15 protein-coding genes are annotated in these 19,389 nt (G+C 60.3%); 5 read left to right on the plus strand and 10 right to left on the minus strand.

Annotation, left to right across the window (positions count from 1 at the left end):
* Positions 1-166: 166 nt before the first annotated feature.
* Together JMY29_RS20070 and JMY29_RS20075 are read right to left on the minus strand one after the other, a co-directional pair.
* Positions 167-748, minus strand: coding sequence for a histidine phosphatase family protein (locus JMY29_RS20070; RefSeq protein WP_018778496.1), 582 nt, complete (start codon positions 746-748; stop codon positions 167-169).
* A complete protein-coding gene (locus JMY29_RS20075) occupies positions 745-2,217 on the minus strand; it encodes a CCA tRNA nucleotidyltransferase (protein WP_018778495.1) in 1,473 nt (490 codons plus the stop codon). The genes JMY29_RS20070 and JMY29_RS20075 overlap by 4 nt, the downstream gene beginning before the upstream one ends.
* 196 nt (positions 2,218-2,413) lie before the next feature.
* On the opposite strand from JMY29_RS20075, the gene JMY29_RS20080 reads away from it, so the two are divergent.
* The 5 genes from JMY29_RS20080 to trxA all read left to right on the plus strand — a co-directional run bounded on the left by JMY29_RS20080 (position 2,414) and on the right by trxA (position 8,286).
* Positions 2,414-2,917, plus strand: a complete 504-nt coding sequence (locus tag JMY29_RS20080; RefSeq protein WP_018778494.1) for an NUDIX hydrolase — start codon at positions 2,414-2,416, stop codon at positions 2,915-2,917.
* A gap of 26 nt (positions 2,918-2,943) precedes the next feature.
* Positions 2,944-4,956: a murein biosynthesis integral membrane protein MurJ gene (gene murJ / locus JMY29_RS20085; RefSeq protein ID WP_039243546.1), complete on the plus strand. Its 2,013-nt coding sequence runs from the start codon at positions 2,944-2,946 to the stop codon at positions 4,954-4,956.
* A 140-nt stretch (positions 4,957-5,096) separates the two neighbouring features.
* Positions 5,097-6,740 (plus strand): ABC transporter substrate-binding protein, encoded by a 1,644-nt coding sequence (locus JMY29_RS20090; protein WP_189076460.1) that lies wholly within the window; start codon positions 5,097-5,099, stop codon positions 6,738-6,740.
* Positions 6,741-6,968: 228 nt separating this feature from the next.
* Complete coding sequence (gene trxB, locus JMY29_RS20095) at positions 6,969-7,925, plus strand: thioredoxin-disulfide reductase (protein ID WP_018778491.1); 957 nt, start codon at positions 6,969-6,971, stop codon at positions 7,923-7,925.
* Between the two features lie 34 nt (positions 7,926-7,959).
* Entirely contained in the window at positions 7,960-8,286 is a 327-nt protein-coding gene (trxA, locus tag JMY29_RS20100) for a thioredoxin (protein ID WP_014923339.1), read from the plus strand.
* A 4,979-nt stretch (positions 8,287-13,265) separates the two neighbouring features.
* On the opposite strand, the gene JMY29_RS20105 is transcribed toward trxA, so the two are convergent.
* From JMY29_RS20105 to rpmH, 8 genes are all read right to left on the minus strand, one after another.
* A complete protein-coding gene (locus JMY29_RS20105; protein ID WP_189076461.1) occupies positions 13,266-14,507 on the minus strand; it encodes a ParB/RepB/Spo0J family partition protein in 1,242 nt (413 codons plus the stop codon).
* A 67-nt stretch (positions 14,508-14,574) separates the two neighbouring features.
* Positions 14,575-15,630 (minus strand): ParA family protein, encoded by a 1,056-nt coding sequence (locus JMY29_RS20110; RefSeq protein ID WP_227453619.1) that lies wholly within the window; start codon positions 15,628-15,630, stop codon positions 14,575-14,577.
* Positions 15,631-15,717: 87 nt separating this feature from the next.
* Positions 15,718-16,368 (minus strand): 16S rRNA (guanine(527)-N(7))-methyltransferase RsmG, encoded by a 651-nt coding sequence (gene rsmG / locus JMY29_RS20115; protein ID WP_039238988.1) that lies wholly within the window; start codon positions 16,366-16,368, stop codon positions 15,718-15,720.
* Positions 16,369-16,373: 5 nt separating this feature from the next.
* Positions 16,374-16,925 carry a Jag family protein gene (locus tag JMY29_RS20120; protein ID WP_189076462.1) on the minus strand — a complete coding sequence of 184 codons (552 nt, stop codon included), beginning with the start codon at positions 16,923-16,925 and terminating at the stop codon, positions 16,374-16,376.
* A complete protein-coding gene (gene yidC / locus JMY29_RS20125) occupies positions 16,925-17,902 on the minus strand; it encodes a membrane protein insertase YidC (RefSeq protein ID WP_018778484.1) in 978 nt (325 codons plus the stop codon). Before yidC ends, JMY29_RS20120 begins: the two co-directional genes overlap by 1 nt.
* A 16-nt stretch (positions 17,903-17,918) precedes the next feature.
* A complete protein-coding gene (gene yidD, locus JMY29_RS20130; protein WP_026267272.1) occupies positions 17,919-18,404 on the minus strand; it encodes a membrane protein insertion efficiency factor YidD in 486 nt (161 codons plus the stop codon).
* Positions 18,334-18,744, minus strand: coding sequence for a ribonuclease P protein component (rnpA, locus tag JMY29_RS20135; RefSeq protein ID WP_079582047.1), 411 nt, complete (start codon positions 18,742-18,744; stop codon positions 18,334-18,336). The genes yidD and rnpA overlap by 71 nt, the downstream gene beginning before the upstream one ends.
* A 41-nt stretch (positions 18,745-18,785) precedes the next feature.
* The gene (rpmH, locus tag JMY29_RS20140) at positions 18,786-18,923 is read right to left on the minus strand and encodes a 50S ribosomal protein L34 (protein ID WP_011776797.1); all 138 of its coding nucleotides are present in this window, start codon (positions 18,921-18,923) and stop codon (positions 18,786-18,788) included.
* Positions 18,924-19,389 lie beyond the last annotated feature (466 nt).

Here is a 19,389-nt window from a genome sequence, read left to right on the forward strand (position 1 = left end):
TTCTGGCCGTAACAGCCTGCTGTGGCATTGTCGCGGCTGACTAACCGGTGAATGCGCGCCTGGTTCCCGGCGGGTCGCTCTGGGAACAAGATATAACGTACCCCATGAACACGGAGTTTGACCAGCACAATTGGCTAATTTGCCAAAAGTTTTCAAATTTAATGGTTTAGAGGCCCCAGCGGACAATTGCGGGCGTCCGCTTATCCCAACCAAGCGTGCACACCTTCGCGGTTCCGAGAATGAAGTGCCGGCCTTCGCGGGCGTCCATTTCGAGCCAACGCGCTGTGAGGATCCGGGAGAAATGTCCGTGTGCCACAACCAGGACATTGTCCATGCCCGATTCCAGGACACGCCCAATGATCTTGTCGGCCCGGGCAGCTACTTCATCCAGCGTCTCTCCGTTGGGCACTCCGTCGGTCCAGATGAGGTACTCCGGGTTGTCCTTGCGGATGAGATCGGAGCTGATGCCTTCGTAGTCGCCGTAGTTCCATTCCACGGCGAGTGGCTCGTGAACGGCGTCCGGATAGCCGGCGAGTTCCGCTGTCCTCCGGGCACGTCGCAGCGGCGAGGTCAGGACGAGGTCGAAGTCGATGCCTTCCAGCACCTTCCGCGCCTCCACGGCCTGCTGCTCGCCTTCGACAGTGAGGGGGAGATCCGTCAGTCCCGTGTATTGACCGCTCTTGGACCACTCCGTTTCACCGTGGCGAAGGATCCAAAGTTGCGGACGCGGGGAAGTCACAGCGTTCATGAGGGCTCCTCAGTTTCGGTCGAAGGCTCGACGACGGCGGCGGACTCGGGTTGTTCTTCCCACCATGCCAGGAGCTTCTGCTCAGCTTCCTCCGGTGAGAGCGGCCCGTGTTCCATCCGCTCTTCGAGGAGGAACTTGTAGGCGCGTCCCACCACGGGTCCGGGCTTCAGTCCCAGCAGTGCCATGATCTGCGCTCCGTCCAGGTCGGGCCGGACAGCTGCCAGCGACTCCTGCTCCAAGAGCGCCGTGATGCGGTGCTCAAGGTCATCGTAAGCGAAGGACAAACGGTCGGCCTTGCGCTGGTTACGCGTGGTGACATCTGAACGTGTGAGCCGGTGCAGGCGTTCCAGCAGGGGGCCGGCGTCGGTCACGTAACGGCGGACCGCGGAGTCGCTCCAGCCGGCGTCACCGTAGCCGTAGAACCGCATGTGCAGTTCAACCAGGCGGGAAACAGCTTTGATGGACTCGTTGTCGAACCGCAGTGCCTTCATCCGCTTGGCCGTCAGTTTGGCGCCCACGACGTCGTGGTGGCGGAAGCTCACCGCACCGCCCGGTTCGAATCGGCGCGTCGCCGGCTTGCCGACGTCGTGCATCAACGCAGCGAACCTCAACACGAAGTCGGGGCCGGGAACCGGACCGTCAGGACCGGTTTCCAGCGCAGCAGCCTGTTCCAGGACCTGCAGCGAGTGCTGGTACACATCCTTGTGCCGGTGGTGCTCGTCGGATTCCAGGCGCAGGGCGGAGACCTCGGGCAGTACGAATTCGGCGAGCCCAGTGTCCACCAGCAGGTCGATGCCTACGCGCGGGTGCGCACCGTTAATCAGCTTGACCAGCTCTTCGCGGACGCGCTCTGCCGAGATGATCTTGATGCGATCGGCCATGTTGGACATGGCCAGGCGCACGTCGTCATGGACCGACACGCCCAGCTGGGATGCGAAACGGGCAGCGCGCATCATGCGCAGGGGGTCGTCCGAGAAGGACGACTCAGGTGCGCCGGGTGTGGCGAGCTCGGAAGCGTGCAGATCGCGGACGCCGCCGAAGGGGTCTACCAGCTCCAGGCTCGGCAGGCGCAGTGCCATGGCGTTGATGGTGAAGTCCCGGCGCAGCAGGTCGTCGGTCAGGGAGTTGCCGAACGCGACCACCGGCTTGCGGGAATCGGGATCGTACGCCTCGGCCCGGTAGGTGGTGATTTCAATCTGGAAGCCGCTCTTCCGCATCCCGATGGTGCCGAAGGCGCGCCCGATTTCCCAGAAGTTGTCCGCCCACTTCTTGATGACGGTGATGGTCTGGTCCGGCGTGGCGTCGGTGGTGAAATCGAGGTCCGGAGAGGTCCGGCCCAGAAAGAGGTCACGCACGGGGCCACCCACCAAGGACAGCTCGAATCCGGCGTCGACAAAGCGCTGCCCGAGGTCGAGCACCACCGGATCGATGGTGAAGTTAACAGAAGAGCTGTCCAATACGTGCGCCATAGTTCCTTAAGCTTGGCAGATTTTTGCGCTGCATTGGGCCACTGTTCCATGCGAAATCAGGCATGCGTCCGCCGGGCATCTCCTGCAGTCCATCTTGTGGCCATGTCCCGGTCATCACTCCGGGGCAAGAGTCGTTAGAGTGGACCACATGGCCAACCCGATTCCGAGCGCTCCTGGCAGGAGGACAAACGCACCGTTGCCGTCGGCAATCGGTGCCCACGTCGCGCCTGCCCCGCAGCACCCGGTGCAGGCCTCGCTTCCGACGGTTGAGGAAGTGTCCGCCGGTGGTGTCGTAGTTGACACGTCCGACGGCGAACTCCGGGTTGCGATCATCGCCCGCCTTAATAGGGGTGGCCGTCTCGAGTGGTGCCTGCCGAAGGGCCATCCGGAAGGCCGGGAGAACAACGAGGAAGCTGCTGTACGCGAGATCGCCGAGGAAACCGGGATCGAAGGCAGCATCCTGGCACCGCTTGGCAGCATCGACTACTGGTTCACTGTGAGCGGCCACCGCGTCCACAAAACGGTGCACCACTTCCTGCTCAGGGCAACCGGTGGCGAGCTGACCATCGAGAATGATCCGGACCAGGAAGCCGTGGATGCTGCGTGGGTTCCCATCCAGGAATTGGCCCGAAAGTTGTCCTTCCCGAACGAACGCCGCATCGCCGACCTGGCACGGGAAGTGCTGCCCGAACACCTCTGACCCGGGTACATGGGACGATAAGGGCGATGTCTGAAGCCAAAACAACCCAGTCCGTTCAATCCGGAGAAGCACGTTCCAGCGCCATCATGGCCGCAGGGACGCTCGTTTCCCGGTTCCTTGGTTTCGCCAAAACCTGGATGCTCGGTGCCGCCCTCGGCCTGGGTTCCACGGTCAATGACACGTTCATTAACGCGAACAACCTGCCAAACCTGATCTTCCTGCTGGTGGCAGGCGGCGTGTTCAACGCCGTCCTGGTTCCGCAGATCATCAAGGCCAGCAAGGCTCCGGACAGGGGCGCGGATTACATCAGCAGGCTCCTGACGCTGGCTGTGCTGGTGCTACTGGCACTCACGGCCTTGGTGACCCTCGCGGCGCCGCTCGTCATTGACCTCACCACCCAGGGATACTCCGAGCAGCAGAAGGCCCTGGCGGTCACCTTCGCCCTCTGGTGCCTGCCCCAGATCTTCTTCTACGGGCTGTATGCCCTACTCACGCAGGTCCTCAACGCCCACGGGGCTTTTGGGCCCGCCATGTGGGCCCCCATCCTCAACAACCTCGTGGCCATCGCCGGCCTGGGACTGTTCATTTGGATCCTCGGCGCCAACATCGATAACCCCCACACTCTGGACAACTGGGGGCCAACCCAAACGTTCCTCCTCGCCGGCTTCTCCACCTTCGGCGTGGTGGCCCAAACCGCCATCCTGCTGATCCCCGTCTTCAAGCTGCGCCTTGGCCTGCGTCCCCGCTTTGGATGGCGCGGCGTTGGACTCGGCCAGGCAGCCAAGCTGAGCGTTTGGACACTGGCGACTGCCGCCGTCGGGCAGCTGGCGTTCCTGTACGTCATGAGGATCGCCACGATCCCCGGCGCCGAGCGCCTCCGCCTGGACAACGCCGGAGACCGGGCGGCTGCCGCTGTCCTGCCAGGCAACGCCGTCCTGGAGGTGGCCAGCCAGCTGTACCTGCTGCCGCACTCGATCATCGCTTTGTCCTTGGCCACGGTCCTCTTCAACCGCATGACACGCGCTTCGCAGGACGGCAACAAAGCCGAGCTTCGCGACGCCCTCTCGCATGGTCTCCGCACCATGGCTGTTGCCACGGTCTTCGGCGCCCTGGCGCTGTTCGCATTGGCGGGGCCGCTGGGCATGTTCTTCTCCGGTGGTGAAAGGCAAGACGGCGTGATGCTGGCGCAGACACTCACCATCCTTGCCCTGAGCACCCCGTTCCTGAGCGCAAACTTCATGATGTCCCGCGTGTTCTACGCCAACGAGGACGCCCGTACGCCCCTGTATGTCCAGTTGTGGCTGGCCGTCATCTACGTTGTGGGTGCCTTCTTCATCCAGTTCCTCCCCGTCGGCCAGATCATCTACGCGATCGCCATCCTGTACATGCTGGGCAACATCCTGTCCGTCGTGATCAGCGTGGTGTTCCTGCGCCGCCTGCTGGGGCACCTGGACGGTCCCCGGATCGCCAATTCATACATCCGCATGGGCTACGCGGGGCTGGGCTCCGCCCTGGCCGGCGCCCTCGCACTGTGGCTGCTTGGCAGTTACCGTTCTGACGGTTTCGCGTGGAGCAGCCGCCCGGCCGCCTTGGTGACGGTGGCCGTCGTCGGACCCGTCATGCTGCTGGCCTATCTTGTCCTGCTTCGCGTCTTCCACGTCACCGAACTTCGTGACCTCCTGCGTCCGCTGATGAGCCGGTTGGGACGCGGCACGCCCGCGCCTGCTGGCGCCCCCGCAGAACCCACGACGGCGGCGCGCGCCACGGTCTCGGATGATACCGGCTTGATCCCGCGTATCTCCGGCGAGTTCGACGCCGCGTCCTTCCGCGCCGGACCCGCAGTGGCTCCCCAGCGCGCCGCCGAACCTGCACCGGACCAGCCGGATGCACCCAAGGTGTATCTTCCGGAGGAAGACGAACCGAGCACAGCGCAGGGTGGCAGGTTCCGCCCATCGGTACCGCTTCCGGGCCGCCGGACATACCAAGGCGAGGCCGGACGCAATCCGTACTTCCCTGTTCCGCGAAACCGCAGGAAGTGAGCCGGTGCCGCCAACATGGGCGGCGGCACTGAATCCGCTAGGCTAGAAACGAATATAGGTAGTTGCAAAAGCGGTGGAACCGGCTAGCCGGGCCGGCCGTATGCAGGACCCGCAGCTCCCGGACAGCCTAGGAGGAACACGTGTCCCACCCGATCGACGTCGGATCAGTACTTGGCGGCCGCTACAAGGTCACGGCCAATGTGTTGACCTCGCATGACCAAGATCAGGTGCTCGACGGCGTGGACCAGGTCCTCAACCGTCCCGTGAGCATCCTTGTTGCCGGTCCCGGAAACGCCGAACAGGTTGCGCAGAGCGCCCGCGAAGTGGCCACAGGGGAGCGCCCCGGGCACGTCCAGATCCTGGACCTCGGCATCAGCGAAAACACCACGTACCTGATCACCAACCACAGCACCGCACCGGATCTGCTGGACCTGGTGGTGGCTACCAACCCGCCCTACATCGAACCGTTCTTCACAGAGACCCTGGGCAGTGAGATCTTCGGCCAGGCGCGCACCTATGAGCCGGAAACCTACGACGGCCTTTACGAGGACGACGAGCACGAGGCCGAGTACATCCAGTACGACGAAAACGGCTATGCCATCACCCCCGAGTCGGATGATGAACCTGAGCCTGCCGCACCCACACGCAGCGCACCCCACGTGCCGCCCATGCCGGCGTCCAATCCGTCGTCCGCCAAGAGCGGCATCGCGGGAAAGCTCGCAGCTGCCGCCGCCGGGGCCGGTGCAGCAGGTGTTGCCGCCGCGTCCGCGCTGAAGAAGAACGCCGGTTCAAAGAACAACAACGACGCCGGTGCTGCCGCCGGCTCGTCGGCAGCTGCCACACCCGGTCCGGCCGCTGAGACGCCCACGCAGGCTGTTTCGTCGGAGGCTGTTTCGTCGCAGGCAGCTCCCGGCCGCGAACAGGCCCGCGAACCCAAGGTGTCCCTCTGGTCAGAGGAAGACTACGGCTACGCGGAGAGTGGCGCCGCGGCCGGTGGCGCGTCTGCTGCGGGCACCGCGGCTTCCAACCGAAGCGGCGAATCAGGCTACGACCGGGCGGCAAGCAGCTTCCCGGCGTCGTCGGCTGTCACAGAGGATTACTCAGACGAAGACGACGTTTATGAGGAAGAGGCTCCCGAAAAGGAGCCTCGGTCGCTGCGCTGGCTCGTGGGCGGCCTCCTTGCCGCCGTCTTGATCGTGGGTCTTGTCCTCGCGGTCACCAATTTGGGAAGTCTCCTGCCCAGCGGCCAGCCTGCTGCCACGCAGAGCAGCTCCACGCCGCAGCCCTCGGAGTCCACCAGCGAGGAGCCCCCGCCCACGGAGACTGCTCCGCCTGCGGCTCCGCCGGCCATCGAGGAGATCACCCGCCTCGGCAACTTCCCGTTCGCAGCGACGTTCGATAAGGACCTCGGCAAGGCTTTCGATGGCAACGCAGCCAGCTACTGGTCTGACATGGAGTTTGCCTCGGCCAACTGGGGCGGCCTGTCAGAAGAGGTGCCGCTCATGATCAAGCTGAAGGAACCGGCGGATATCAAGTCCGTGGTCCTCAACCAGCTGGGCGGTTCCGGTGGAAACATCAGCGTGTTCACCAACGATCGGCCGGCCATGGATGGCGCCAAGCTCGTAGGCACCAACAGCTTCACATCCCCGGAACTGACCATTCCGCTGGCAAGCCCCACAAAGGCCCAGTACGTCATTGTTGTCATCAAGGCGCTGCCCAAGCTGGCCGCACCCAAGACGCAGTACAACTTCGGGCTCCGGCTCGCTGAAGTTTCCGTTCAGTAGTCACATCCGGGGAGTTATCAGAGGGGCCGTTTCGATTCGTCGGGGCGGCCCTTACTGCTGTCTGTGCCAGCGTCACCGCTTCGATAAGGCAGGTGTCCAGACGGTACCCTGAATGTTGGTGGCTTTTAGGGTCCCCAACTCCAACGGAATATTTGGAACACATAAGGGGTTGAGTCAGGTGGCTGCCCCGAAAGCCGCAGCATCGACTAAGGAAGAGGTTCACGCCACGTGAGCATTGCAGAAAACAGCGCATCGCAGGTGCGTGACGTCATCATCGTAGGTTCAGGCCCCGCCGGCTACACAGCCGCTGTTTACACCGCCCGTGCCAACATGAAGCCTCTGCTCATTGCCGGTTCCGTCACTGCCGGTGGCGAACTGATGAACACCACGGACGTTGAGAACTACCCGGGATTCCCTGATGGCATCATGGGCCCGGACCTTATGGAGAACTTCGAGAAGCAGGCTGCCCGATTCGGCACTGAAATTCAGTTCGAGGACGTCACCGAGCTGGATCTCGACGGCGACATCAAGACCGTCACCATCGGCACGGGGGAGACCTTCCAGGCGAAGGCCATTATCCTGTCCACCGGTTCGGCGTACCGCGAACTCGGTCTGCCCAACGAGAAGCGACTCTCAGGCCACGGCGTTAGCTGGTGTGCAACCTGCGACGGTTTCTTCTTCAAGGATCAGGACATCGCAGTGATCGGTGGTGGCGACTCCGCGATGGAAGAAGCACTCTTCCTCACCAAGTTCGCCAAGTCGGTCACCGTTGTCCACCGCCGCGACACCCTGAAGGCTTCCAAGATCATGGGTGACCGCGCCCAGGCTCACGAGAAGATCAAGTTCGTCTGGAACACGGCTGTTGAAGACGTCCTCGGTGAGGATAAGGTCACTGGCCTGAAGCTGAAGAACCTGGTGGACGGAACCGAGTCCGAGCTCGCAGTTACGGGTGTTTTCGTGGCTATCGGCAACGATCCACGTACGGATCTGGTCAAGGGCAAAGTCGAACTGACTCCCGAGGGAACCATCGCCGTTGAGGGTCGTAGTTCGCGGACCAACATCAAGGGTGTGTTTGCTGCGGGCGACGTCATCGATCCGACTTACCGCCAGGCCATCACGGCTTCCGGTTCCGGTTGTGTCGCAGCCCTCGACGTCGAACACTACCTCGCAGACCTGCACTCCTAAGCTGCATCCAAGCAACCATACGAAGGGAAAAGTTATGAGCAACGCAAAAGACGTAACTGACGCAAGCTTCAGCACGGATGTCCTGGCTTCTGAGAAGCCGGTCATCGTGGACTTCTGGGCAGAGTGGTGCGGCCCCTGCCGCAAACTCGGTCCCATCCTCGACGAGATCTCCGTTGAGTACAGCGAGAAGGTTGACGTCGTAAAGCTGAACGTCGATGACAACCCGGCAATCGCTGCCGAGTACGGCATCACTTCCATCCCTGCTGTGTACCTGTTCAGCGGGGGAGAAGTGAAGAGCACCGTGATCGGCGCCAAGCCGAAGCAGTTCTTCGAAAAGGAATTCGCGGACGTCCTGTCCTAAGGCTTACGCCGCAACCGGATAGTCTGCAGCCGGCGGTTCCGCTCCCCAAGGGGCGCGGGACCGCCGGTTTTTTGTTGTTAGTAAAGATCAGCCTCTACCAGTCTCATACCTGCCAGTGCATCGGCTGGAAGCGTTCTGTTGCATGCGACGGCGAATTAGCGCCTTTCCCTACCTGGGGTAGGGGGAAATCGCACAAACCTCCCTCATATCCGACCCTCCTCCACACCCCAGCCCCTTCCCACCCGACCCTCCTCCACAAACCGGCCCCTTCCCACCCGACCCTCCTCCACATCACTTCTTCTGTCTGTAAGCGCGAATAGCCCCGCCGCCCGACAGTGCGCGTAACGTGATGCACGCGAAGCTCAGAGTTGATGCCGATTCGACCGCGAGCTAAGTCCTGAGACAACCCGAATGGTGTGGTCATGGCTCCTCCATAGATCAAGGGGCCGCAAGTATTCTCACGTTCTGGCCGAAGAGGGGCAAGTTGCGGCCTGGGAGGGCTATGGGATGACCCAGCACCTGGGCTCAGCTAAGAAGAGTGACAGCTTCGTCTTTGGTAGAGGCCGGTGTTCCCATTTGGGATGTGTACCTCGCCGCACCATTACGGAGACGACGCTGATGGAGTCGAGAATCAGAGCTTTCGCGGCAAGAGCGCGGCCTTCAAAGCCCAAGTTCAGATGTAGTGACGAGTGGATCAGCCCACTTCCTGCGTCACAATGACATCTAGCGTTTCTAACAGAGCAAGAGGGCGATCGAAGTTCCTATTCGGAATTCGGTAGGAGGGGCCTCCTGTTTCACGTGAAACGACCTCCAGGCACTGAAATGGCCGGCACCCTCTGCTCGGAGTTTCACGTGAAACAGGACCAATCGGATCCGTTCGACACCACGGTGATAGCACTACGGCAGCACTACGGGGTAGGCCAACGGCGACTGAATCCGATCCCGACAATTGGATTCATTCACGGTCTCATCCGGAAATGCAACGGAATGGATGTCTCAGGTTCCAACGATGAAGTATGCGCTGCGGTCGGCGAGCAGCCGTACCACCGGCTGCACAGCAAACGCGTATGCGCCTTCAGCGCTATCGGCGGCCTCGGAAGTCCTTTCAACGGTCCCTACCGGGACGTATGCCCTCAGGGAGGCCTCTCCGGATGCTCAGCGGGCCTTGTAAGGCGATCGCGGCCTTTCCCGAACCAGATTCCGAAGCAGCGGCATGCTGTCCGCTCTAGGCGTGCTTCCATGGCTGCCAGAGCCCTGAAGTGGCATGAAGTGGCAGAGTTGCGACCAACAGCCTCTAGGCTAGTGTAGAAGCGCTCGTATGACCCGGAGTATCCCTTTAGACGACTTCCGCGAACTGAAGGTTCAAGACTCTGAACCAGGCCCATTCGCGAAAGCATCAGAACGTTCCACCTCCAAGCAGACTCGTTCCGAGGAGACCTCTCCGCGGTAACCCCACAGAGACACGGATTGTCTGTTTCACGTGAAACGTATCCTTAATTTCACGACGACCAGTGTCCCGGGAAGCACACTCGAATCTGATCACAAGCAAGACATCCCATGACTGCCGCCGTTAGGACTCTTGCTGCTTGCTGCTGTGGAGCGGGCATCTCGTGAGGAGCACGGCGCGTGACCGGAACGCCCATGGGGCTTGCTGCTTTGCCTTTTGAATCGAAGCCACCGAGAAGTAGCTCAAGGGCGGGATTGCCTCTTCTCTGAGGATGATCGTGTCACCCGACCGCAAGAGTGTTCAGCCTGACGGCCCAAGCCCATGTCGACGATCGCAGCAGGTCTACAAGACGCCTTGTGATTTCAGGTATTCAGCTGTCGGATTGGCGGGTACGCCGTCAGCGTGTCCAGATTCCGCACATTGCCCTGTGGGCTAAAGGCGACAACTCTTCGCGAGGGAACGTCAACGGCATGCCCGCCTTTGGGTCGTTTCACGTGAAACCGAACCACAGAACGCTCTCTAGCCAGCGACTACGGAGGGCACCTATTCTCTCAGTAGACTCTGAGCGGCTCCTCACTGAACCCGTGGTGTGAGGCGTACTGCGACGATGCCTACTACGACGGCCGAATAGGATCACGAGATACTTGCCCATGCTGAACCCGGCTTCTGGTTGCTGAGGCAGGGGAACTCTGTCAGCTACTCGGCCCCTACACCACACTGACTGCGGCCACGGTTCAGTGTCTCCAGGTGGCGCACTGTTTATGCGGAGCTAGGAGAATGCATGTGCGTCAACATGAGGCAGCTCGTATCTCAGTCGCTATGGCTATCCGTGACAGAACATCCGATGATTCACGCACCTAGGTGCTCGGCATCTTAGGCACGTTCGGCGCAATGCTCCGTCAGCAGCCACAGGTGTCGGCCGTCATTCCAGTTCTGTCATCCCAAGCTGAGACCGGGAGGGGATCACCCTACCGTCCGCGCCAATCGCCGGCCTAGGCGAAGGCCTCAACTCTGTCGTGCTCTCGGATGGATCAGGATCGATCCTAGCCGTCATTCCCAAGTTATCCGCAGGAGAGCCCTCTTCTTATGCACATAGTTATCCACAGGCTTATCCACTGCGGGTGTTCAATCTCACCATCCCACTAGGATAGCCAAGACAGTGGGACATCTGTGGCATCTTTTCGTGAAGTTGCTTCCAATGCACAGGGCCCAAACTGATTGGGCTCGAAAGTTCCGAAATTGCGCAAGAATACAGCGCTTTTACGTGTCATAAACCCCTGTTGAAGGTCAATTTCCTCCAGTCGGGATCACCCCGAGAACAGGCCTTGCCGCATCACTTCAGACCATCCGGCGGGCGGGCTCTGAGGAGGCCGCCGAGTCATATTCGCTCACTCACTCGACCCGCATCGGCCGAACGTTATCCCCAAAGATATCCACAGGCTTATCCACTGCGATATGCACAGTTGTAACGGACGGTTTAAACCACTACGAGGTAATGGTCCTCTCTTCGTTCACGTGAAACAAGTCGGGGACGACGGCTCCTATGCAGCGACTGCAGGTGCGCCGGCTGATGGCGTCGTAGTAGGGCAGCCGTCTACTCAGCCTCCTAAAAAGCCAGTCGTCGAATCGCCAGAACAATAGTGTGTGCATGCGGGCTCAATATTCGTCATCAACATCCGACCAATTCAAGCCTCGACCCCGTACTCAGCGTACGCGATCCAGGGTGCGTAGTACGGGGGAGTGTAGGGACGGATGCCGGATACTGCCGGCCTAGCCAGAATCCCCACGGCGGAGACGATGAGATTGCACAGAGCAGAACGCCTACGGACGGAACGAAGTATAGGTTGTCCAAGACCACCTAGGCCCGTTATTCACCTCTGAAGGTGCCAACCTGGGCTGGCTCATGGCTCATAGGGCCTTCGACACTCCCGACACCCATGGACGCTCCGAGACCTCGCTAGCCCAAGCTTTGGGGGAGTAGTCAACATCGCTAGATGAGTGGCCGCGGCTGAGCCATCACCGAGACGCTGGATCACTATAGGACTCCACACACCCACGGTGCTGTACACCGTAACTACCCAGATGCTCGACTCCACAGCTCGAACAGCGCTGTGACAACCATTCAATTGAGGACTACGCCTAGCCATTTGGGCAATCGAACGTTCACTGCCACACCTTAGCCGCGTTGCTGCTGTTCCGACGATGGCACCGGCATATGCCAATGGCCCTTCCGAGGACACTCTGGTTGGCTGCGAGCCAGGGAACTATGCGAGCATCCAGCCCAACCAGTTACGGCGGCTGCTTCGCACTTGGTGCGACGCGACCTATCTGGTTCTCCGGACCTGCCGGACTATGTGCGACGGGTCGGCCATCCGTGCTTCTTATCATCCTGCACCCTGCAGCAGTGTCTCATGACTCCAAGACAACGAGGCCAGCGAAGTCCGGGTCCGCAGTCGCCAGCTCTGCAGGCACCCTCAGGCAAAGTCCGGTTGCAGCTAAGACGGTCTATGCAGACCGCTAGGCCCAGACGCCAGCAACATTCCTCTGGCCCAGAGTATGCGGAGCAACCTCCTTAGAGGACAATGTGAACCCTATTCCGTTTTAGTAGATTTGTATGGCAATGTTTCACGTGAAACAGACGGGAAACTGAGCCCCCACGGCTTGGGATATCGAATGTAGAAGCGTGGGAGGAGACTGATCCTGACCCGAATCAGAAGGATCCTATGCCTAGTCCAAAGGCAGTGATACGACTCAGCCAAGGAGGCAAACCAGCGGACCATAGCCCTACGGTCAGTCTGGGTGTTTCACGTGAAACCAGCAATGTCAAAGTACAAGATGTATCACTGCAGGCACCGCATCTCCGTAAACAGGTACGCATGGACCTCTCGGGCATTCTCTGTCGCCGCTGGCTGCTGTAAGGTTCGTTCCTCAGTTGTGTCCAGGGCGACTTGAAGGGGATCGCCTATGGCCGGAAGAGTGCTTTTGGCGCTGCACGGCGCATTGCGCTGATTTCGACACGGAGAATAGGGCGGCCGCAGGTTTCACGTGAAACACCGTGAACATCTGGCGTGGTTTCAGATACCGGCGGAACAAACCTGTGCTCCCAGCACATGGAATCCCGAGTTATTCCAATATCAAGATCTTAGGTAGACGTCCCGGCACTAAATCATGATTTCGACCAACTGCTAAGAGAGCTGACAGCTCAGACACCCAAAGAGAGGGCCTAACCACAGCGCGAGACGCTACTGAGACGGCATCTGTATGAGTAGATTGCCGGAGATTTCTAGACCCCGGCACTGCGTGTTTCACGTGAAACACGCCAGTCCTAGTCAAATCAGTTAGTCAGCCCCACTCTGCGATGCACCAACACCCAGCGCCGGCGCGGATCGAGAGAACCGTTCCGCGCGCCCGCCGGGAATGAAACGGTGCCTCACGGTGCAAGGCCAGAAACCCCCAAAAAGGGCACATCGATCTGGAAAGAGAGGAAGGGCCCCACTCAATGAGTGGAGCCCTTCAGTAATTGCGCGTTAGCTTAGTCTTCAGAACCCGGACCCAGAACATCCATAATGCGGTTGAGGTCCTCAACGCTGGCGAACTCGATGCTTACTCGTCCCTTACGGGCGCCCAAAGTGATCTTCACATTCGTGTCCAAACGGTCCGAAAGTGAGGAAGCGAGGTAATCGAGCCGCTCATGCCGAGCATTTGGCTTGGGAATGCTGCTCTTCGCGGGCGTGGTGGGATCCTGGTAAAGCGTCACTGCCTCTTCGGTGGCACGCACAGACATACCCTCGGCGACAATACGCTGCGCCAGGCGTTCCATTGCGGCCGCATCCGGAAGGGCAAGCAAAGCCCGTGCATGGCCTGCGGATAGGACACCAGCGGCCACACGACGCTGCACCAACGGCGGAAGCTTGAGGAGGCGCAGTGTATTGGAGACCTGCGGGCGTGAGCGGCCGATGCGATCTGCCAGCTGCTCGTGCGTAGTACCAAAGTCCTCCAAGAGCTGCTGATACGCTGCAGCTTCTTCCAAGGGGTTCAGCTGGCTACGGTGCAGGTTCTCCAGAAGAGCATCTCGGAGAAGGTCGTCGTCCGTGGTATCCCGGACAATCGCAGGAATGGTTTCCAGCCCTGCGGCCTGTACTGCCCGCCACCGACGCTCGCCCATAACGAGCTCGTACGGTTCTCCACCCTTTTCGGTTGAGGTTCGTACAACAATTGGCTGGAGAACCCCTATTTCCCGAACGGAGTGAACCAGTTCAGCCATGTCGTCCTCATCGAAGACGGAGCGGGGCTGTTTACGGTTCGGATGGATATCACCGACCGGGATCTCAGCGAACCGAGCCCCGGGAACCTCCACCAACTCGACGTCGTTGCTTTGGGGTGCCGAGGGAGCCTTTGCACGAGCTGAGGGAACCTGGACATCTGCATCCGAAGAAGGCACGGGCTGTTCGACGGCAGTGGACGCAGCGTCGGCAGAACGTTTCGCGCTGGACTTGGCAGCAGGCGTCTTGGCTGACGCGCTCTTGGCCGGTGACTTCGCCGCAGGGGCCTTGGTTTTTGACGTCGCGGGTGATGACTTCGCAGCTGCCGGCGCTGAATCGGCAGGCACCGACTCCTCACGCGGAGATTCAACTGTCGGTTCCGAGGCCCTACGTGCTTCCGGGAAGAACAGGTCCACGGGGCGGGACGGCGCTGAGCCATTTCCCTGGGCCGCGGCCGAGCTAGGAATGAGAGCCCCAAGACCCCTGCCGAGGCCCCTTCGCTTTTCGCTCATTGATTCATCCCTCCGATGGAATAGCCGAGCACGGACCTGCCCTGGCTGTTGCTGTGTTTCAAGAATTCTAACGTTCAGCGATTTCGGCTGCGGCTTCCATATAGGACAGCGCGCCGCTCGATGAAGGGTCGTAAGTCATGACGGTCTGCTGGTAGCTCGGCGCCTCAGAGATACGCACCGAGCGCGGAACCACCGCACTCAGGACCTGTTGGGGGAAGTGCTGGCGTACCTCTGATGCGACCTGTGCGGCAAGGTTCGTCCTGCCGTCATACATCGTGAGCAGGATGGTCGAGACCACCAAGTCAGCATTGAGGTGTTTCTGGATCATCTCAATGTTCTTGAGTAGCTGACTCAGTCCCTCAAGGGCGTAGTACTCACACTGAATGGGAATGAGAACCTCACTGGCTGCGCAGAAAGCGTTAACAGTGAGCAGACCCAGGCTGGGAGGGCAATCGATGAAGATGAAGTCCAGACGGCCCTCACCGTTCTTCTCTCGTTCCTTGGCATAGACATCAATGGCACGCCGGAGCCTCTGCTCACGGGCCACCAGCGAAACGAGTTCAATCTCAGCGCCAGCCAAGTGAATGGTCGCCGGCGCGCAGATGAGGTTGGGAATGTCGGGGCATGGGGCCACGACCTCCTTCAACGGAAGATCGTTGATGAGGACGTCGTAGATGCTGTCTACATCTGCATGGTGCTCAATACCCAGGGCCGTAGATGCGTTTCCCTGCGGATCGATATCGATCACGAGCACGTTGAGGCCTGCCGAGGCCAGGGCTGCTGCAATGTTCACAGTGGTAGTGGTCTTACCCACCCCGCCTTTTTGGTTGGAAACCGTAAAGATACGTGTCCCTTCCGGCTTGGGAAGTTCACGGCCGATCAAGCGCTCTCGGCGCCGCGTTTCATTCGCGAGCTGCCGCGCTATTGGGCTGGAATCATCGATGGAATCCATGACGTTCTGCACTCCATCTGAGACGGTTTCACGTGAAACTGCAGCGTTTGCAACTGAATCAGTGCGCACAATCGCGGACTGGAGAGACGAAGAGGGTGTAGCCATGGCCCGCGCGGACCCCAAGGACATAAAGGGGGGTATCCGTTGCGTGGAAGTTTCACTACTGCCCACTGGTCACACTCTCACTCTCATTCGGCGCTTGCTGCCGTTCTCTAGCCTAACCGCTCAGCCGCCGACACGCGGGAAACCAAGCGGTATCTACGCCGTCTTTCCGTGCTTCTTGACGATAATCCTCACCACAGTGGTGGGTTCTTCCAGCAGCTCCTGCCCGCAAACCACGACAGACGTTTCCACGCCCCCGAGCTTGCGGATGACTTTGCCGGCCTTCTCTATCTCTTCAGAAGCACTGCGACCCTTGATGGCCACTACCTCTCCGCTGCCGTTAAGCAACGGGATGGTCAGCCCGGCCAGATTGGTCAGCGCTGATACAGCCCTGGCTGTGACGACGTCAGCGTCCACCATGCCTACGGCCAACTCGGCACGTGTCCGCATGATGGTGACGTTGTCCAGTCCCAGGTCATCCACCACTTCCTGAAGCCAGATGACTCGACGTTCCAAGGGTTCAATCAAGGTCAACTCGAGATCCGGGCGGGCTATGGCAAGGCAGAGACCAGGTAGCCCGGCGCCGGAACCGACGTCGGCAACGTGGCTGTTCCTTGCGATGGCGGACTCGATCACTGCACAGTTGAGAACATGCCTGCTCCACAAACGGGGAACCTCGCGCGGGCCAATCAGCCCACGTTCTGTTCCTGACGTGGCCAGGTGCTCAACGTAGCGCTTGGCAAGATCCAGGCGCTCCCCAAAGATCTTCTCTGCAGCTGCCAGTTCTGCTGCGGTGATTTCGACCATGGGCTCTAGTCAGCCGAAACGACGATGTGACGGCCAGCGCCTTCGCCTTCGGACTCGGAGACGAATCCAAGATCAGCCACGGCATCATGGACAATCTTGCGCTCGTAAGCGCTCATCGGTTCGAGGGCCACAGTCCCGCCGTCTGCCTTAACCTTGGCCACTGCGTCTTCGGCGATCTGCTGGAGAACGCCTGCGCGCTCCTTGCGGTAGCCGTTGATGTCCAGCACCAGGCGTGAGCGGGTCTCGGTAGCGGAGAGAACGGAGAGGCGGGCGAGTTCCTGCAGGGCCTCGAGGACCTCACCGTCGCGCCCCACCAGGCTGTCCAGGGCCTCAGACTCTTCGTCCGTACCGATGGAGATGTAAGTACGTCCGTTCCGGACCTCAATGTCGATGTCGCCGTCGATGTCGGCTATATCAAGAAGTTCTTCGAGGTAGTCGGCGGCGATGTCGCCTTCCTCTTCCAAGCGGCTTGCCGTCTTGGATTGCGTCTCTTCCTGGGAGTCATCCTGCTCTTCAGTCACGGCGGCGATAACTTCTTCAGTGCTCTCGGCAGACATTACTTCTTCTTCCTGTTCTTACGTTGTGGCTGGACGCGCTGGGCACGGGCTTCGGCAGCGGCGGCTGCAGCAGCTTCGGCTTCGGCAGCGGCGTCCGCGGCTTTCTTGCCACCCAGCAGCGGGGGCAGGCCCTTGGCAGCGCGGCGCTCTTCAAGTGCCTTCGCGGCCGGTGAGCCCGGGGTAGGCATACGGCGAATGACGAAGAACTGCTGTCCCATGGTCCAGAGGTTAGTGGTGGTCCAGTAGATGAGGACACCGATCGGGAAGTTGATGCCACCGATACCGAAGACGAGCGGCAGGATGTAGAGCATCATCTTCTGCTGGCGCATGAACGGGCTGGCCATAGCTTCTTCGGACATGTTCTTGGCCATGATCTGCTTCTGGGTGATGAACTGCGAAGCGGTCATGGCGACGATCATCACGATCGAAAGTACCCAGACCGTAACGTCATTGCCGCCAGCCCCGCCGTGCAGCAAGGATGCTGACAGAGGCGCGCCGAAGATGCTGGACTGATCGAACTGCACCACTTGTTCGTGGCTCATGGCACCGACGCCTTGGCCCTCCTTGGCGTTGGTGGAGATACCCGACAACACCTGGAACAACGCGAAGAAGAACGGCATCTGGATCAGCATCGGCAGACAGGCCGAGAACGGGTTGGTGCCGTGCTTCTTGTACAGCGCCATCTGCTCCTGGGCCATGGCCTGGCGGGAGAGCTGATCAGTCTTGCCCTTGTACTTGGTCTGCAGCTTCTTCAAGTCCGGCTGCAGCAGCTGCATGCCGCGCTGCGCCTTGATCTGCTTCACGAACACAGGAATCAGGGCAGCACGGATCACCAGCACAAGGCCGATAATCGACAAGGTCCACGTCCAGCCGTTGGCGGCGGGCAAGCCGATGAAGCTCAGTCCGTCGTGGAAGGCAACCATGATGATTGACACCAGCCACTTGAACGGAAACATGATCGTTCCAAAGAAGTCCATACGATATCCCTATTCGTTAGGCCGCAGTGCGGCCTTCTTCATCAGCCTGAGCAGCCAGGAACTGGTCCGGATTGTTCAGTACAACAATTGTGGGCGTCCGGCCTTCGGGCCAATGACGATGGCCGGCGGGGACATGGTCCACTCCACCGGCGTTCCAGGGGTGGCATTTGGCGAGCCTCCTGGCTGCCAGCCAGCTGCCCTTCACGGCGCCATGCACCGTCACTGCTTCCAAGGCATATGCCGAGCAGGAGGGAAAGAAGCGGCAAACCTGGCCGTACAGGGGTGAGATCACCTTGCGGTATGTCTTCAGCAGGATGATCAGGATGTTGCGGGGCAGCTCCCAGAGGAATGTGCCCACCGCCGCCGAGAGGCTCCGCCGGGGAACCTTCCCGGAGGGGTCGCTTGAGGAAGGAACGACGGCGGTGCTTATGTCATGCACGCGGTGTCCCTTCCGTTGTGGTGCCGTTGTGTTCGGTCGAAGCATTGCGTGGAACTGAGCCACTCAATCGCTTCGTCGTCACTGCCAGTGCGGCGTTGTAGTCCGAAAGCAACTGCTCCCAGCTCGCATTTGCAGCTGCGGGCAGTGCCCGGACCACGACCGCCAGGCCCGTTCCATGCGTATGCAAGGAAAGTGCGCCTGCTTCTCTCAGTCTCCTCTTAACGAGGTTCCTGGTCACGGCGTTCCCGACGGCTTTGGAGACAATGAAGCCGATTCGACTCGGCTCCCCGGCTCCGATAGGAGCCGTATATAACACTAAGTTCCGGCGTCCATTGCGGACGCCGGAACGTACAGTTGTTGAAAAGTCGGTAGACGTCCGCAGACGGTTAGGGGTGGCTAGCACCGTCGAACCCGCAAATAGACCCTGACCGACAAGTCAGTTATTTACGCCGACAGTTCGACGCGGCCCTTGCCGCGACGGGCAGCCAGGATGGCGCGGCCGGCACGGGTGCGCATACGAAGGCGGAAGCCGTGCTTCTTGGCCCGACGGCGGTTATTCGGCTGAAAAGTCCGCTTGCTCACGTTAGTTACTCCAGTGGATCAAAGGTGCGCCCACCCGATCAAAAAAGGGGAAGAACTGGCCGACGCTAAGTTTTGTATGTGCCTGCCGCCGTTGCCTTCCGAACGATGAACGTACGGGGTTACAACTGATCTCAAAAGCGGACACAAAGGACTTCACAACGTTAGGGCAAAAAGGCACCCACAGTCAAACCGGGAGCCTGCCGCGCATCTATCCACAGTTGTGTTCAACAGCGGCTTCAAGCCTGTGGATGAAGTGGCTCACAGAGCGTTTTGCAGAACCACAACAGTGTAATTATCCACAGGCAACTTCCCAGCTATCTTCTGGCGATTTCATCCCCTAGAGTGGCTCAGTAGCCCATTGTCCACCCGCTGTGCATAACTCTGTGGATTAACGCCCGGACCAGCGCCCGCCTGAGACACCTCGGCTGCCAGCAACGCCGGCAAGCAAGTATTTAGGAACTGATTG

The sequence above is a fragment of the Paenarthrobacter nicotinovorans genome (assembly GCF_021919345.1).
GTDB classification, from domain to species: Bacteria; Actinomycetota; Actinomycetes; order Actinomycetales; family Micrococcaceae; genus Arthrobacter; species Arthrobacter nicotinovorans.